Origin of the sequence: Zoogloea sp. (assembly GCF_044344315.1) — a bacterium.
GTDB lineage: Bacteria > Pseudomonadota > Gammaproteobacteria > Burkholderiales > Rhodocyclaceae > Zoogloea.
Genome location: NZ_JBIJDC010000010.1, coordinates 50,984 through 68,311, shown reverse-complemented (window position 1 = coordinate 68,311; position 17,328 = coordinate 50,984). Strand labels below are relative to the sequence as shown.

Below are 17,328 nucleotides of genomic sequence, written 5' to 3'. Positions count from 1 at the left end.
ATCAAGGGCATGCCTGTGATTTACGTGCGGATGGGCGACTGAAGTCGCCCCTACAAGTCGCCCCCGCAACTCACCTCCACACCCACAGACCCCGGCGTCAGCCCACCATCGAATCATCGGAGAACCCATCATGGATCTCAAAGGCACCAAAGTTACCGTCCACGACATGACCCTGCGGGACGGCATGCACCCCAAGCGTCACCTCATGTCCCTCGATCAGATGATCAGCATCGCCACCGGGCTCGACGCAGCCGGCGTGCCGCTGATTGAAGTCACCCACGGCGACGGCCTGGGGGGCAGCTCGGTGAACTACGGCTTTCCGGCCCACACCGACGAGGAATACCTGGGCGCCGTCATCCCGCGCATGAAGCAGGCCAAGGTCTCGGCCCTGCTGCTGCCCGGCATCGGCACCGTCGATCACCTGCGCATGGCCCGCGACCTGGGGGTGAACACCATCCGCGTCGCCACCCACTGCACCGAGGCCGATGTGTCCGAACAGCACATCACCCTGGCCAGAAAGCTCGCCATGGACACCGTCGGCTTCCTGATGATGAGCCACATGAACAGCCCCGAAGGTCTGGTCAAGCAAGCCAAGTTGATGGAAGGCTACGGCGCCAACTGCATCTACATCACCGACTCGGCCGGCCACCTGCTGCCCGACGGCGTCAAGGCCCGCCTGGGCGCCGTGCGCGAAGCCCTCAAGCCCGAGACCGAACTGGGCTTTCATGGCCACCACAACCTGGCCATGGGCGTGGCCAACAGCATCGCCGCCATCGAAGTGGGCGCCACGCGCATCGACGCCGCTGCCGCCGGACTGGGCGCCGGGGCCGGCAACACCCCGATGGAAGTCTTCATCGCCGTGGCCGACCTGATGGGCATCCAGACCGGGGTGGATGTGGCCAAGATCACCGACGTGGCCGAAGACCTGGTGGTGCCGATCATGGACTTCCCGATCCGTATCGACCGGGACGCCCTGACCCTGGGCTACGCCGGGGTGTATGGTTCCTTCCTGCTCTTCGCCAAGCGCGCCAGCGTCAAGTACGGCGTACCGGCCCGGGACATCCTCGTTGAACTCGGCCGCCGCGGCATGGTGGGCGGGCAGGAGGACATGATCGAGGACACGGCCATTTCGATGGCGCGGGCCCGGGGAGTGCTGGCATGAAACTCGATCAAGCCATCATCGCCCGCCTCGCCGAACACCTGGAGAGTTGCGAGCTCGAAGCCCGGGACACCCTGAAGATCACCGACGAGTTTCCCGACATGGACTGGGAGGATGCCTACGCCATCCAGGACACCATCAAGGCCCGCAAGCTCGCGCGCGGCACCCGCATCGTCGGCCTCAAGGCTGGCCTCACCTCCTACGCCAAGATGAAGCAGATGGGCGTCGAGACCCCGTGTTTCGGTTTCATCACCGACTATGGCTCGGTGCCTGATGGCGGTGAGGTGAAGGTGTCAGAGCTCATCCATCCCAAGATTGAGCCCGAGATCGCCTTTGTCATGAAACGCGCCCTCAAGGGTCCGGGCTGCCACATCGGCGCCGTGCTGGCGGCCACCGATTTCGTGATCCCCGGCATGGAGGTCATCGATTCCCGCTACCGCGATTTCAAGTTCGATCTGAAGAGCGTGATTGCCGACAACACCTCGTCGGCCCGCTTCGTGATCGGCGGCCAACCGTTGCCGGTGAGCGAAGTGGATCTGCGCACCGTGGGCATCGTGATGGAAAAGAACGGCGAGCCGGTGGCCTTCGGTGCCGGCGCGGCGGTGCTGGGCCATCCGGCTGCGGCCATCGCCATGCTGGCCAACCATTTGGGCGCCCGGGGCGAGGAGATTCCCGCCGGGGCGCTGATCCTCTCCGGCGGCATCACCGAGGCGGTGGCCGTGGCGCCGGGTGACAACGTCACGCTGCGGGTCCAGGGCATGGGTTCCGTGTCGGTCCGCTTCAAGTAAATCCAGGGAGAAGAACATGCCTTTTGCACAGATCTACATGATTGAAGGCCGTACCGAAGAGCAGAAGCGGGCGGTCATCGAGAAAGTCACCCAGGCCCTGCACGAAGCCGTGGGCGCCCCCAAGGAGAACGTCCGGGTGTGGATCCACGACGTGCCCAAGGAAAACTGGGGCATCGCCGGCGTCAGCGCCAAGGATCTGGGGCGCTAAGTACGCCCCGGCACGCCGGGCGCGGCACTTGGCCCGGCGGGCGAATAAACCCGCCCCCTACAAGAACTCCAGGCCATGGCCATGGAGCAGGGCGGTCTTGCGCCAAAAAACAGAAAAAGAACTGGAGGAGACCCAGTGAACAAGACATATACATGCCGCGCCCTGGGCGCGGCATTCATGGCAGCGGGGGCTGTCGGCCTGGCCGGCTGCACGGCCCAGGCCGACCTTTCGGCTGTGAAGGCCGAGGCGGCCCGCCCGGTGCAGCGTTACGACATCACCCAGGCCCTGGCCAGCAACGGCAAGGTGGTGGTAGCCGGCACCCAGAGTGGTGCTGTGCTGGTGTCGGCCGACAACGGCCGCAGCTGGAAGCGGGAGATGCTCGGCGGCAGCTCCCTGATCGGCATCACCGCCTGCCCGGACGGGCGCTTTGTGGCGGTGGATTTCTTCCGCAAGGTGTGGAGCAGCGATGCCGCCGGGGCCGGCTGGAAGGCGGTTTCCATCGACAAGCCGCGCACGCCTCTCGCCATCAGTTGTGATGCCAGGGGCCGTTGGTGGGTGGCTGGCACCAGTGCCACCCTGGCTGTGAGCGCCGACGCGGGTGCCACCTGGACGGTGACCGACCTGGCCGAGGACGCCCAGCTCACCGGCATCCAGATGGTGGATGACAGCGTGGGCTACGCCACCGGCGAGTTCGGTCTGGTGGCCGTGACCCGGGACGGCGGCACCACGTGGACGCGCCAGCCGCCGATGCCGGATGAGTTCTACCCCTACGCAGCACTGTTTACCACCCCCACCCGGGGCTGGGCCAGCGGCATTGCCGGGCAGATCCTGCAGACCAGTGACGGCGGCCAGACCTGGACGCGCCAGACCAACGCCAGCCGGGCGCCCCTGTACCGGCTGTTCATGCACGAGGGCGTGCCCCACGGTGTTGGCGCCGGCGGTGTCGTGGCCCGCCTGGAAGGGGATACCTGGCGCAGCGTTCCTTATCCGGATGCGGCACCGGTGTTCCTCGGCGCAGCCGTATCCCTGCCCGAACAGCACGCCATCGTTGCCGGCGGCCCTGGTGGCCTGCTGCGCGTGATCGGCACCCAGGCCGCCCAGGCTCCCTCCGCATCCCCGGCCCCTGCGGCCCACTGAGACGCATCATGGTCAGCCAAACCCGCCACCGCATCACCCACGCCCTGCATCGGGCGGAAGAGTGGATCTTCGCCAATCCGAAGGTCGTCCTTGCCCTTGTTCTGGTCATCACCGCGCTGTTTGGCGCGGCCCTGCCGAAGCTGCGGATCTATTCCGACTTCGCCGACCTGCTGCCCCAGAACCATCCCTACATTCAGACCTACAACCGCCTTAAAGAGAACTTTGGCGGCGCCAACATGATCGTGATGGCGGTGGAGGTGGAGAAGGGCACCATTTTCAACGACGAAACCCTGGCGCTGATTCACCAGGCCACCCAGGGCGTGGACAACCTGCCCGGGGTGAACCACAACCTCGTCTCCAGCCTGACCCACCGCACCGCCCGCAAGATCTTCCTGGACGAGCAGGGCGGCTTTGCGTCCGAGTCCTACTACGACCCGGCCAAGACGACCCGCACCGTGGCCGAGCTGGAGCAGCTGAAGAAGGATGTGATCGCCAATCCGACGATCGCCGGCCTGCTGGTCTCGCCGGACCTGAAGGCAGCCCTGATCAAGGCCCAGCTCAACGAGGCCGACATCGACTACCCGAAAACCTTCGAAGCCCTGCAGAAGGTCCGGGAGTCCCTGTCCATTCCGGGCCACACCATCCACGTCACCGGCAACCCGGTGCTTACCGGCTGGGTGTACACCTACCTCAACCAGATTGTCGAGATCCTGGCCTGGACCCTGGCCCTGATCACGGTGCTGCTGATCGTGTACTTCCGGCGCTTCTACGGCATTGCGCTGCCGCTGCTGGGGATTGCCCTGTCCACCATCTGGGGGCTCGGCTTCATGGCGGTGATGGGCATCAACCTGGAGCCCCTGTCGCTGCCCATCCCCTTCCTTATCGCCGCCCGCGCCACCTCCCACGGGGTGCAGCTTGTGGTGCGCTATTACGAGGAGCTGGCCATCGTCAAGAACGGCCAGAAGGCGGCACGCAATGCCCTGGACGCCCTGTTCCGGCCGGGCTCCCTGGCCATCATCATCGACGCGGTGGGCATTGCCGTGCTGGTGCTGGGGGCGGCGCCCTTCAACCACAAGCTGGGTGTGGCGGCGGGCTTCTGGGGCTTCTCGGTGATCTTCACGGTGCACTTCATGGTGCCCCTGGCCCTCACCGTGCTGCCGGCCCCGAAGAACACCGTGAATGCCAACGAAGGGGTGCGCAACTTCCTGGGTGCAGCCATGGCCCGCACCGGCGGTACCGACGGGGGCGCCCGCAGCATCCTGCTGCTGACCCTGATCGGTGCCGTCGGCGGCCTGTACTTCGTGGGCAAGGTGCAGCTGGGTGAATCCGAGCCGGGCTCGCCGCTGCTCCACACCCATCACGACTACAACGTGTCCACCAAGGCCATCAACACGCGCTTCCCCGGCTCGGAAGAGCTGCACGTGCTGATGCGCACCGATGACAAGGGCGGCATCAAGCGCCCCGAGGTGATGGCCGCCATCGAGCGCTTCCAGGCCCACATGCTGTCCGACCCGACCCTGGGCGGCGCCAAGGCCATTCCCGGTGTGCTGCGGGTGGTCAACAAGCTCACCCACAACGATGACCCGCGCTGGATGCAGGTGCCTGATACGGCCGAGGAAGTGGGCGGGCTGATGTTTGCCTACATGGCCGCCAGCCCGATTCCCGGTGCCCTGAAGGAGTTCGTGAACGCCGACGAGAACGAGGCGAACATGGTCTTCTATTACAAGGACCACCAGGCCGACACCATCAACCGGGTGGTGGCCCTGGCCGAAGAGGGCAAGAAGAAGCTCGAGGCCGAGGTCAAGGGCATCCACATCGAGCTGGGGGGCGGCATCGTCGGCGTGACGGCGGCGGGCAACCAGGCCCTGCACACCGACCACATGATCATCATCCCCACTGTGATGATCATCGCCTTCCTGCTGGTGATGGTCTATTACAGCTCGGTGCACGCGGGCTGGCTGATGGTCCTGCCCATGCTTTTCGCCACCCTGATGACCTACGCCTACATGGGCGCTGCCGGCATCGGCATCAACGTCAATACCGTGCCGGTGATCGCCGTCGGCGTGGGGGTGGGCATCGACTACGCGGTGTACTTCATGGACCGCATCCGCGAGGAGTTCGCGGTGCTGCAGGACATCAAGCAGGCGGTGATCCGCGCCGTGGCCACCACCGGCTACGCCGTGTCCTTCACTGCCGTGACCCTGATTGCCGGCGTGGTGATGTGGATCTTCATGTCCGACCTGCGCTTCCAGTCGGATGCCGCCGTGCTCCTGTCCTTCATGCTCATCGTCAATGCCATCGCCGCGGTGCTCATCGTGCCGTCCTGGTGCGTGGTCTTCAAACCCAAGTTCGTCACGGCCGCCCATTACGACGAGGACGGCGTGCTGGAAACCTGATCAAGGAGGCAACAACCCAGCGATTCAAGGGAGGGCGGCCGGGGGACGGCCGCAATCGACACAACCAAGGAGGAGACACCATGAAAAACAGATCAAGCCGGAAGACACCGGCGCTCAGCCTCACCGCCCTGGCCGTGGCGGCCGCCTTGCCGGCCTTCGCCCAGGACAACCTGCCCGACATGGGCAGCTCCAGCGAACCGTGGCAGGTGGACACCTACTACGAGAACCACACGGCCTTCCGCGGTCGCGACAACACGGGCAAGGTGGTCGGCCTGTCCAAGTTCCGTAACACCCTGCAGGTGGAAGCCGACAAGAAGCTCTCGGGCGGCTGGGTCTTCCACAGCGTCCTGCGCGGCAGCTGGGATGGCGTGTACCGCATGAACAAGGGCCAATACGGCGAGGATGCGGGGGGTTCCATCGGCGCCCAGAGCACCCTTGGCGGCAACCTGACTGACGTACCCTGGGGCAGCACCTCCCCGGCCGGCCCGCTGGGCTACACGGCGGTGGCGGGCCTGGGCTATCCCGGGTCCACGAACAACGCGTTCATGGATGCCTACCCCAACAGTCCCAACGAAGGTCTGCGTGTGCTGGGGGATCGCTGGCACAAGGTGAACGGCGGCGTGGCCTTTGCCACCCCGGTGCGCCCCTGCAACGTGGATAAGCGCGGCTGTACCGACTTCGGTGGCTATGGTGACAAGAGCACCAGCGACCTGGAGTTTCCCGAGTTCAACAGCCGTCTCGACTTCCTCCGCGAGGCCTACGTCAAGAACAGCTTCGACATCGGCGGTGGCCAGGAGATCTTCCTGAAGCTGGGCAAGCAGCAGGTGGTGTGGGGTCGTACGGACCTGTTCCGCGTGCTCGACGTGATCAACCCTGTCGATTACTCGCGCAACAACATCTATGACGAGCTGCAGGACATCCGCATTCCCATGTGGATCGCCCAGGCCGAATGGCGCATGGGCGCGTCCGAATCCATGCAGGACCGCAACCTGCAGGTGATCTGGAACGTGGACCAGTTCCGCGCCAACAACCTGGGCCAGTGCGGCACGGCCAACGTGGCCCTGGATGCCGGCTGCTTCTTCCGCGGCATGCGTACCCTGTGGGACTACGGCGGTACCGTGTCCAACTTTGCCAACGTCGGCCCCGACACCTACCTGGCCACCAACTTCGGCCCGGGTCAGATCGGCCTGGCCAACGTCAATCTGCCCAAGTGGAGCCTGGCCAACACCCAGATCGGCGCCAAGTTTGAAGGCGTGACCATGGGCGGGCTGAACTTCTCCCTGAACGCCCTGCATTACCGCTCCCAGCTGCCGTCCCTCCACGGCGGCAAGCGCGCCGTCAACTCCTTCACCGGGCAGTACCAGAACGCCTGGCCCTACCTGATCTCCTTCGACATGGAGTTCCCGCGGGTCAATCTGCTGGGTGGCTCGATGGACTTCCAGTCCGAGACCCTGGGGGCGGCCATCCGCTTCGAGGGTGCCATGACCTGGGGTGAGGAGTTTGCCAACACCAACCGGGAGCAGCTGTATTCGAAGAACCGGGTGTGGCGCAGCGTGATCGGGGTGGACCGGCCGACCTTCGTGTCGTGGATCAACCCGCACCGCACCACCCTGTTCTCTGCCCAGCTGTTCTGGCAGCACATCTTCGACCACGAGCGTGAGAACGGCGGCGTCGGCGAGCGGGGGATTCCCGACTTCAAGGACAACGTGATCGGCACCCTGTTGATGAAGGGCTTCCTGGCCGGTGACCGCATCAGCCCGCAGCTGATCATCGCCCGGGACTTCCGCTCCCGCACCCACGCCATCGCCCCGGCGCTGGAATGGAGCACCACCGACAAGCTCAAGTTCACCTTCGGCGCCAACTTCAAGGGTGGCTCCAACAGTGGAAATTCCTTTGACGACTGCCGTTCGTGCAACCCCTTCGCCCCGTATACCGCTGGCACCTATCCGGGTGATCCGATGGTGGCCTACTCCCGCGGTCTCTCCGGCATGGAACCCCTGGGCCGCTTCCGCGCCGGCCCCATCGGCTCTGCCATCCGCGAAGACGAGGTCTACCTGACCATGCGCTACAAGTTCTGATCGAGGAGACACATACAATGAACAAGACCATCATTGCCACCACTCTTGCCCTGCTGGCCACGGGTTTCGCCCACGCTGCCACCGAAGCCGATGTGGAAAACACCTTCAACCCCTACAAGGGCGGCTTTCCGAAAGTGGCCGGCCTCAATGCGGGCACGGTGATCAACAAGGCCAACGCCGACCAGTTCAAGGACGCCATTCCGGCCGGGGTGTTCAAGCTCCTCAAGGAGGGTCAGTTCGAGATCAAGGTGGGCCCGACCACCCAGTTCGAACTCTCCAAGCCCTACATTGAGGCCACCCGCAAGAACCTGGGCAAGACCAAGCTCGGCCCCAAGAACGGCGACATCGAGGGCTATGTCGCTGGCCGGCCCTTCGTTGAAGAGCCCGACGCCAAAGACCCCCGCGCCGGTGAGAAGCTGGCCTGGAACTACAAGTACGGGGTGAACTGGGGTGACGGCGCCGCCATCTCGCCCTTCTACTGGAAGTACCGCAACATGCAGTCCGGTCAGGTGGAAAAGACCATCAAGTTCAATTTCCACTTCCTCAACTTCAAGCACCGGGTGAAGGATGCGCCGGTGCCCGAAGTCACGCCGAACCCGTCCGATCTCTTCCGCGCCATCTACGTGAAGGCCCTGGACCCGCAGGATCTGAAGAACACCCAGCTCCTCATCCAGCGCTACGAGGATGACCAGAAGCTCGACGATGCCTACCTTTACCTGGGCTTCCAGCGTCGCGTGCGTCGCCTGGCCACCGGGCAGACCACCGATGCCTTCCTCGGCTCCGATCTGATGATCGAAGACTTCGAAGGCTACAACGGCCGCATCTCCGACATGAAGTGGACCTACAAGGGCACCAAGAACGTGATCCTGCCCATGTGGAACCACAACGAGCTGAAGCTGGCCGCCGACATGCCGGCGGAGTCCGACGGCTACAAGTACGTGAACTTCGGTGGTCAGGGCGGCTGCTTCCATGAGGGCACCTGGCAGCTGCGCAAGGTGTATGTGCTGGAGGCCGCACCGGTCAACGCCAACCATCCGGTCAGCAAGCGCGTCTTCTACATGGATGCCCAACTCGGCAACCTCAACGGCGCCAACGAGATCTACGACCGCAAGGGCGAGCTGTGGAAGGTCTTCATGGTCGGCAAGTCCCATCCGGACAGCCACCTGCCGATCAACAAGGGCTCTGGCATCGGCATCGACGACGCCTTCTCGATGGTGGACGTGCAGAGCAAGCACTGCACCACCGGCCAGTTCAAGGGCCAGGTCGATCCCAAGCTGAACCCGCCGTCCATGTTCCAGGTGCAGTACATGCGCGGCGGCGACTGAGTCTGATCTGAAGCGTTGAAGTACATCGGCCGGTGAAGCGATTCACCGGCCGTTTTCATGGCTGCGCCAGGCACCGGATGCGACGAAGGGGGTGATGGGAGGCTCTGACGGCGCCCGAGTGGACGGTGGGTGCGACTTCAGTCGCCCGCGGACTTTGATCAAGGGTCGTCTGTCGGTGATCAACGCACGATGGGCGACTGAAGTCGCCCCTACAAGTCACCCCGGCCGGCCGGTGATTCAGCGCCGGCCCCGCGCCGCGGCCAGAAAGGCTTCCAGCAGGGGCGAGCAGTCGAGAAGGTCGTCCCGCCCGGGGGTGTGGAACTCCGGATGCCACTGCACGCCGACGACGAAGCCGTTGCCCGTGTGGCGGATGGCCTCGATCATTCCGTCGTCCTCGGCGACGGCCTCCACCGTCAGGTTGCGGCCCAGGCTGCGCACGCACTGGTGATGGATGGACACCACCTGGCCGCCTGAAGCCTGTCCGAACCACTGGGCAAAGCGCCCCCCTTCGACCAGACGCACGCCATGACTGTGCCTGTCGTAGGCGTCGGCCTGGTGGCGGGCGGCGTCGGCAAACTGGCTGGGGATGTCCTGGTACAGGGAGCCACCGAAGGCCACGTTGATCAGCTGCATGCCGCGGCAGATCCCCAGCACCGGCTTGCCGGCCTCCACGAACTCGTGGAGCAGCTCCATCTCGTAAGCGTCGCGCACCCGGTCTCCGGCCCAGTCGGCGTGGAGAGGGGCTTCTCCATAGGCCTCCGGGCTCACGTCCGCGCCGCCCTGGAGCACCAGGCCGTCCAGGTACTCGGCGTAATCCCGCAGGCGGATGTTGCTGCGGTGGATGGGCCCATCCTTGAGGATGGACGGCACCATCAGCACCAGCACATCCCGCGACATGACCCACTGGGCGATGGATTGTTCGAGTACCTGCAGGGTCTTTGATTCGATGCCGGTGGCGCCGTCCCGGGGGTGGAAGAGGCGGGCCGACAGCCCGATGCGGATGGTCTTGTTCCTGCTCATGGACGGCTCCCGATCACGCTGAAGGGGCCGGAGCCCCGAGGGAATGCACTCGCCTTGTGTATTGCCCTCAATTATATGGACAGGAATTCAAATAGCCATTTCCCGGCATTCTCGCTGTCGATCCCCCGGCAATCCGGCCATGAACGCTAGAAGGCGAAGCGGACGTCGGCAAACAGCTGGGCGTCGACCGGCGGCAGCACTCTGGGGAGCGAGGTGCGTCGAGGGGCCATGCCGCGGATACCGCTGTTGAGGCCAAGGCCCAGACTGTCTTCCCCGACCACGTGTCCCCCGTGGGTGAGGGACAAGGCTTCACGGAGGGAGAGGGGGCTGCCCTGTTGCAGGTCCTGCTCGGAGACCAGCGAGAAGGAGCCCGGGACGGACGCTTGTTCGCCCCTCTCGCTCTGCCTTAAAGGGCCTGGAAGGCAAAGATCGCCACGCAGGTGGGGGGAAGGGCGGCGAGCAAGAGGCCCAGGGGGCTGATCGATTCGTCGTCGAAGCTCGATTTCAGGATCGCGGCGCCAGCCGGATTGGGTGCGTTGGCGATGATGGTCAGGCCACCGCCAGTGACTGCGCCGGCCACCAGCGCGTATTTGAACTCGGCAGAGACCCCATCCACCAGCGAACCCAGGTAGGTGAGGGCGGCGTTGTCGGTGATGGCCGTGAGGGCGGTGGCCAGGAAGTACAGCACCGTCGGTTCAACGCCGACCAGTGTTGCCTGCAGCCACCACTGCTGCAGGCCGCCGAGCACCACCAGCCCGGCCAGGAAGAAGGCGACCAGCAGGCCTTCACGCAGGATCAGGCGGTCCTGGTGCAGCTTGTAGGCTTCGGTATAGCCCAGGAAGAACAGGAACATGCCCATGAACACGACCGGGTGATGGGCAAACAGGACCACGCAGACCAAAAAGAAGAGATGGATGCCGGCCACCGTGAAGGGCATCCGGGCCGTGTTGCCATCTCCGTCCGGCTGTCCTTTGGCGGCCAGCTCGTGGCGGAAGAACCAGGTCAGGATGGTGGCGTTGAAGAATACCGCGGCGGCAGCCTTCCAGCCGAAATGAGAGAGCATGAAAAGGCTGTCCCACTGCCATTTGGCTGCGACCATGAGCACCGGGGGGGCAGCGAAATTAGTCAGGGTGCCGCCGATCGAGACATTCACGAACAGCATGCCGATGGTGGCGTATTTGAGCCGCGAGCTCAGGTCACGGCGGAAGTAGCCGTCGCGCAGCATCAGGGCAGCCAGGGTCATGGCGGCGGGCTCGGTGATGAAGGAGCCAAGCAGCGGCACCACGGACATGCACAGAAAGAAGGTCGCCACCTCCCGGGATATCGGAATCATCGAGGCGAGCAGGCGCACGACGCTGATCACGGTGCTGACGATGGGGCGACTGGCGGCAATGACCATCACCACGAACACGAACATCGGCTCGGTGAAGTTGCGCTCTTCGAGGTAATGCACTGCAGCGTCCTTGCCCGAAAGCATGACCAGGGAGGCGACCAGCACGAAAGCCCAGAAGCCGAAGACCACCTCGACCTCGGCGAGCAGGTGCCACAGGCCGGCATGCCGGGGTTGCCGGTGGGCCAGATGGGCGAAGAACTTGGTGGAGAAAGTGTGGGCGACGGCGAGTGCAAAGATCACCGCGGCAACGATTTCGGGGGTGGAGGTTGTCGGGATGGGCATGGAAGGCGGGGCGTCGGATATGGGGTATTGGAGCGCCGTCTTGTGGCGCGATGAGGATCGGAAACCGCTGCGGCAAGGCAGCCTTGAAACCCATTATGCCGTCGCCTGCAGGGGGCGACAATTGCGTATCTCCCTAAGTCTGCCGGCCTTTTGGCGAGGGCGGGGAGGGTAGTGAGCTCCGGCCCCGGGCGCACCATACCCACGCTGTGGGCATTCGGTATGCCCGCTGTCACGCTGCCCTGCAACATTTCTCGCCGCAGGCGGCCTCTCTGGCGTTATGCTGGAATCGGCTCGCCGCTTGCGGTGGTGCCCCCCGGCGACAGCCGAACGCTGCTTTCGGCTGGCCGGCCATTCCCGGACCAGACAAGAGAGAGTTGCAGCCATGGACTATAAAATCGTCGATGCACAGGTTTCCCCCACCGGGCGTCTGGAAGTTCTGTCCCGGGCCGAAGCGGCCAAACTGTCCGACCAGGGCGGTGGCGGTCTGCACACCCTTTACCGCAACTGTTCGCTGGCGGTGCTCAACTGTGGCAACGAGCTCGATGACGGCAAGGAGCTGCTCGAGCGCTATCACAATTTCGACATCCAGATTCAGCAAAGGGCGCGCGGCATCAAGCTCGATATCACTGGCGCACCGGCCAGCGCCTTTGTGGATGGGGAGATGATCCGCGGTATCCAGGAGCATCTGGTCGCGGTGCTGCGGGATGTGGTGTATGCCAGCACCGAGATCAGCGGCACGGCGCGTTTTGATTTTTCCACCTCGGAAGGGGTGACCGATGCGGTCTTCCACATCCTGCGCAACGCCAATGTACTTCAGCCCATCACCCAGCCCAACGTGGTGGTGTGCTGGGGCGGCCATTCGATCAAGCAGGAGGAGTACGAGTACACCAAACTGGTGGGCTATCAGCTCGGCCTCCGTGGCTTGAACGTATGCACCGGCTGTGGCCCGGGGGCGATGAAGGGCCCCATGAAGGGCGCCGCCTTGGCCCATGCCACCCAGCGCATCACCAACGGGCGTTACCTGGGTTTCACCGAGCCGGGCATCATCGCGGCAGAGGCGCCCAACCCGGTGGTGAATGAGCTGGTGATCCTGCCCGATGTGGAGAAGCGTCTGGAGGCCTTCGTGCGCACCGGCCATGGCATCGTGGTCTTTCCGGGGGGCGTCGGCACTGCGGAGGAGATCCTCTACATCCTGGGCATCCTGCTCCACCCGGACAACGCCGCGCTGCCTTTCCCGCTGGTGTTTACCGGCCCGCGCAGTGCCGAGGAGTACTTCCTGCGCATCGACCGCTTTATCGTCCAGACCCTTGGCGAGGCAGCGCGCCGGCACTACAGGATCATCATCGACGACCCGGAAGCGGTGGCCCAGGAGATCAACGCGGGCATCGGGCGGGTGCGTGATTTCCGCAAGGATCAGCGGGACGCCTACTACTTCAACTGGCTGCTGAAGATCGAGCACGAATTCCAGCAGCCCTTCCGCCCGACCCACGAGCGCATGCGCAATCTCACCCTGCACCGGCGCCAGCCTACCCACCTGCTGGCAGCCAACCTGCGTCGTGCCTTTTCGGGGGTGGTGGCCGGCAACGTGAAGGACGAAGGCATCCGCGAGATTGAGAAGCACGGCCCCTTCGAGATTCAGGGCGAGCCGGAGATCATGGGACCGATGGATGAGCTGATGGCCTCCTTCGTGGCCCAGGGTCGCATGAAGCTGCCGGGCAAGACCTACAACCCCTGCTACCGCATCGTCGCGGGTAGCTGAGCGTCAGGCGGCCGACAGCGTGCGCAGGTCGCCGGTCGGTTCGCGGCCAAAGGCGTCGCCTAGCAGGTGATCCACCAGGCGGCGGGCCGCATCGGCCGGCGCGCTGAGCTGGCCCTCGGCCTTGAGGGCGGCAAAGCGAGCCTGCTGGGGAAAGCCCGTCGGGTCGCTGGCCCGCACCTCGGCCTGCATGCCGGTATCCACAACGCCCGGCGCCAGGCTGGCGATGCGCAGGCGGGGCAGTCCGTCGAGGGCAGTCGCCCGGGCATGCTGGTCGAGACCGGCCTTGGTGGCGCAGTAAATGCCCCAGCCGGCATAGGCATTGCGGGCGGCACCACTTGAAATGTGCACGATGCGACGCTCGGCGCAGTGCCCGCTGGCGGCCACGAAGGCGTTGGCCAGCAACAGCGGGGCACCCAGGTTGAGCTGGACGGCGGCGGTGATCTGCATCGGGTCCTGCCCGCCACAGGGGCCGACGGGCTGGAGCATGCCGGCATTGTTGATGAGCAGGGCCATGCTGGCGTCGGCAAGGAAGCCGGCCAGCGTCGGCCCTGCCAGCCAGGCGCTCAGCGCGTCTGCATCGGACAGGTCGAGGGCGTGCTGCTGGAGGGCATCCGCGTGGGCCGCGCCAAGGGGGGCGTGGGTGCGCCGGGCGAGGCCCAGAACGACAATGCCTCTGCTCAGCAGGTCTGCCGCCAGGGCTGCACCCAGGCCGCCGCTGTGGCCGGTGACGATGGCCTTGATCATGAGAGGGGCGCTCCGCGACATAAGGACCGGCGATGGTACGCCAGCTTAGTGTGCAGTGGCGCCTGCTGTCGTGGGTGCCGGGAGGAGAAGCTGCACGGCCAGCTCGGCGGCCGGTACGGGGCGGGAAAAGTGGTAGCCCTGGCCGACGCTGCAGCCCAGCTCCGTCAGCATGCGTTGTTGTTCGGCTGTTTCGATGCCTTCGGCCACGGTGATCAGGGACATGTCCCGGGCGATGCTGACGATGGCGCGGATGAGGGTCACGTCGTCCCGGTTGCGGTGCAGTTCGGAGACGAAGGAGCGGTCGATCTTGAGCACGTCGAAGCGGAAGTTGCGCAGGTAGGACAGGCTCGAGTAGCCGGTGCCAAAGTCGTCGAGAGACAGCTTTACGCCCAGATCGGTGAGGCTGCGCAGGCTTTGGCGGATCTGACTGTCCAGGTCCAGGAATACGCTCTCGGTCACTTCTATCTCCAGGCGCCTGGGCGCCAGGTCGTGACGCGCCAGGGCCTCTTTCACATGCGTCACGAAGTCCTGCCGGCGCAGTTGTGGCACGGCCACGTTGACTGCCATTCGTATCGGTGTCGCGCCTTCCATGTCCCACCGTGCGAGCTGACGGCAGGCTTCATCGATTACCCAGTGCCCGATGGCGTGGATCATCCCGGTCTCTTCGGCGATGGGAATGAAGCGGTCGGGAGGAACCAGGTCGCCACCCTCGGGTTGCCAGCGCAGCAGCGCTTCGCAGCCGATGATGCGACCACTGGCCAGGTCCACCTGGGGTTGGTAGTGGATCCGTAACTCCTGTCGTTCAATGGCGTGGCGCAGACCGTTCTCGATGCGCAGACGCTCGGTGACCCAGTGGTTGAACTCGGGGGTGAAGAACTGGAAGTTGTTTCGCCCCGAGCTCTTGGCGTGATACATGGCCGCGTCCGCGTTCTTCAGCAGGCTGTCGATATCGGTGCCGTTGTCGGGGTAGATGGCGATGCCGATGCTTGGGGTGATCTGCAGTTCGTGCTCATCGATGAGATAGGGCTGGCCCAGGGTATTGAGGATCTTCTGGGCTGTGGTCACAGCGAAGCCGGGCTGCTCGAGACCGGTGACCAGTACGACAAACTCGTCGCCGCCGAGGCGGCTCACCGTATCGGATTGGCGAACCAGCCGGTGCAGGCGGGTTGCCACCTCCCGTAGAACGCGGTCGCCCATGGCATGGCCGAGGGAATCGTTGATGTTCTTGAAGCGGTCCAGGTCGATGAACAGCACGGCCAACTGGTCGCCTGTGCGCTGGGCGGCGGCGATGGCCTGAGCCAGGCGGTCACCCAGGAGTACCCGATTGGGCAGCTGGGTGAGCACGTCGAACTCGGCCAGGTGACGGATTCGGCTCTCGGCTTCCTTGCGGTCGGTGATATCCAGAAAGGTGCCGACATAGTGGCGCACTTCGCCCGCTGGGCCACAGACGGTGCCAATGCTGATCTGCTCCGGATACAGGCGGCCATCCTTGCGGCGGTTCCAGATTTCACCGGTCCATGAGCCGCTCTCGCGGATTGATTTCCACATGGCGTTGTAGAAGCTCGCCTCGTGATTGCCCGAGCTCAGGAAGGACGGGGTCTCGCCGAGGATCTCCGCCGGAGAGTAGCCCGTGATCTCGGAGAAGGCCGGATTCACCGCGAGGATACGGGTCTCCGGATCGGTGACCATAATGCCCTCGCGGCTGCTCTCGAACACGTGCCCTGCCAGACGCAGCTCCCCCGCCTGCTTCTCGAGGGTCCGGGTGTGGGTGTCGAGTGCTTTGTGATAGGCACCGAAGAGTCGGCTCATCCAGCGCGAAAAGAGCAGCGAGGCGGCCAGGGCGACCCCGACGGTGACCGCCACGACCACCAGCAGATAGGGAAGGCGGGCTGACAGGGCCGTGCCGGCAGCATCCCGTTCGGCGGCCAGGGCAGATTGCATTTCCTGCTCGAAGATACTGGCGATGACCACGATCTTCCAAGGCGTGTAGGCCTTTACATAGGCGGAACGTGTCTTGGAGGCTTCGTCGGGGCCGCCCTGCCATGAGTAGGTGAGGAGCCCGCCGCCGTGCTGGCCAAGGTCAAGCAATTGGCGCCGGATGGCCTGCTCGGCCGGCGTACCGGCGCGACCGAAATGCAGGCCTTCAGTGTCCCGGCCGGCGGGCGGCAGGAGCAACATGCGGCCGTCACTGCCCATCACCATGAAATGCCCTGTGTCGCCGAAATTCCAGGCGCGCAGGCGGTCCAGACCCTCCTTCAGACGTGCATCTTCCCATTTGTAGAGATAGTCGCCGGTACCAATGACCCAGCCGTAGGGTTCGAAGAGGCGGGCATGGGCGAGCTTGTCAGACATCCGGGCCGGATCGTCCGGTGAGTACCAGCGGTAGCTGGAGAAACCCCCTTCGCTGCCGCTGCGGGCGGCTTCCAGCAGCCCGCGCCTGATGTAGTGCCCCGTGTCGTCCTGGTTGTTCCAAAGGGAACTGCCCTCCCGGGCCGGGGCCGTGGGCAGGAGGATGCAGCGTCCTTCGCTGTCATCGATGAAGAAATAGCCGCGACCCTCGAAAAAGCGCTGGGGGCGAAGGGCCTCAATGATCAGGCGCTTGACTTCGGCCTCCGGGCGGCGCCCGTGCTCCCGGGCATAGATGCCCTGGGCGGTCTGCATCGCCATTGCGACTTTCTCTTTCAGGGCGTCGCGAAGGACAGCCTCAGTACGCGAATGCACGAAATCCAGGTAGCCGATGGCCGAGGCCATTTCGGCGCGCAGGCGCTCCTCCTTTTTGCTTTCAAAGCTGCGTTCGAGGCGTTGCAGGGCTTCCTGGTGTTCCGCGTGGGCGATCCACAGGAAGCTGGCGCCAAGGGCGAGGGCCAGGGCAAGGACGACGAGCAGCGTCCCCACTAGGTGGTATCGGGGCAGGGTCCGGTCTGTGACGGCAAGTTTCATGGGGGTCCGGGCTGGCTGCGGGGTCTCGGGTGATGAGCTACCCGGATCTCTATAACGGCGCGCCTTTCTATCACTAAAGTTATAAGTCGTCACTATTCG

At 64.7% G+C, this 17,328-nt stretch carries 12 protein-coding genes; 8 read left to right on the top strand and 4 right to left on the bottom strand.

The features are described 5' to 3' along the window. Nucleotides 1-130 precede the first annotated feature (130 nt). From dmpG to ACIQ09_RS03865, 7 genes are all read left to right on the top strand, one after another. Nucleotides 131-1,162: a 4-hydroxy-2-oxovalerate aldolase gene (gene dmpG, locus ACIQ09_RS03895; RefSeq protein ID WP_398306404.1), complete on the top strand. Its 1,032-nt coding sequence runs from the start codon at nt 131-133 to the stop codon at nt 1,160-1,162. Continuing rightward, nucleotides 1,159-1,947, top strand: coding sequence for a 2-oxo-3-hexenedioate decarboxylase (dmpH, locus tag ACIQ09_RS03890; RefSeq protein WP_398306402.1), 789 nt, complete (start codon nt 1,159-1,161; stop codon nt 1,945-1,947). The genes dmpG and dmpH overlap by 4 nt, the downstream gene beginning before the upstream one ends. Then, complete coding sequence (locus tag ACIQ09_RS03885) at nt 1,889-2,155, top strand: 2-hydroxymuconate tautomerase (RefSeq protein ID WP_398306400.1); 267 nt, start codon at nt 1,889-1,891, stop codon at nt 2,153-2,155. The genes dmpH and ACIQ09_RS03885 overlap by 59 nt, the downstream gene beginning before the upstream one ends. 135 nt (nt 2,156-2,290) lie before the next feature. Beyond that, on the top strand, nt 2,291-3,292 hold the full coding sequence (locus tag ACIQ09_RS03880; protein ID WP_398306398.1) for a WD40/YVTN/BNR-like repeat-containing protein: 1,002 nt from the start codon (nt 2,291-2,293) through the stop codon (nt 3,290-3,292). Nucleotides 3,293-3,300: 8 nt separating this feature from the next. Continuing rightward, nucleotides 3,301-5,688, top strand: coding sequence for an RND family transporter (locus ACIQ09_RS03875; protein WP_398306396.1), 2,388 nt, complete (start codon nt 3,301-3,303; stop codon nt 5,686-5,688). 80 nt (nt 5,689-5,768) lie between these two features. Continuing rightward, nucleotides 5,769-7,766 (top strand): DUF1302 family protein, encoded by a 1,998-nt coding sequence (locus tag ACIQ09_RS03870; protein WP_398306394.1) that lies wholly within the window; start codon nt 5,769-5,771, stop codon nt 7,764-7,766. Between the two features lie 17 nt (nt 7,767-7,783). Further along, nucleotides 7,784-9,091, top strand: coding sequence for a DUF1329 domain-containing protein (locus tag ACIQ09_RS03865; RefSeq protein ID WP_398306392.1), 1,308 nt, complete (start codon nt 7,784-7,786; stop codon nt 9,089-9,091). A gap of 237 nt (nt 9,092-9,328) precedes the next feature. Here the strand turns inward: ACIQ09_RS03865 and ACIQ09_RS03860 are convergent, their stop codons facing one another. Further along, entirely contained in the window at nt 9,329-10,111 is a 783-nt protein-coding gene (locus ACIQ09_RS03860; RefSeq protein ID WP_398306390.1) for a gamma-glutamyl-gamma-aminobutyrate hydrolase family protein, read from the bottom strand. Nucleotides 10,112-10,517: 406 nt separating this feature from the next. After that, nucleotides 10,518-11,786, bottom strand: coding sequence for a putative Na+/H+ antiporter (locus ACIQ09_RS03855; protein WP_398306388.1), 1,269 nt, complete (start codon nt 11,784-11,786; stop codon nt 10,518-10,520). Between the two features lie 382 nt (nt 11,787-12,168). On the opposite strand from ACIQ09_RS03855, the gene ppnN reads away from it, so the two are divergent. Further along, nucleotides 12,169-13,545 (top strand): nucleotide 5'-monophosphate nucleosidase PpnN, encoded by a 1,377-nt coding sequence (gene ppnN, locus ACIQ09_RS03850; protein WP_398306386.1) that lies wholly within the window; start codon nt 12,169-12,171, stop codon nt 13,543-13,545. Nucleotides 13,546-13,548: 3 nt separating this feature from the next. On the opposite strand, the gene ACIQ09_RS03845 is transcribed toward ppnN, so the two are convergent. Beyond that, entirely contained in the window at nt 13,549-14,289 is a 741-nt protein-coding gene (locus ACIQ09_RS03845) for an SDR family oxidoreductase (protein WP_398306383.1), read from the bottom strand. Nucleotides 14,290-14,334: 45 nt separating this feature from the next. Continuing rightward, on the bottom strand, nt 14,335-17,229 hold the full coding sequence (locus ACIQ09_RS03840; RefSeq protein WP_398306380.1) for an EAL domain-containing protein: 2,895 nt from the start codon (nt 17,227-17,229) through the stop codon (nt 14,335-14,337). Nucleotides 17,230-17,328: the final 99 nt, after the last annotated feature.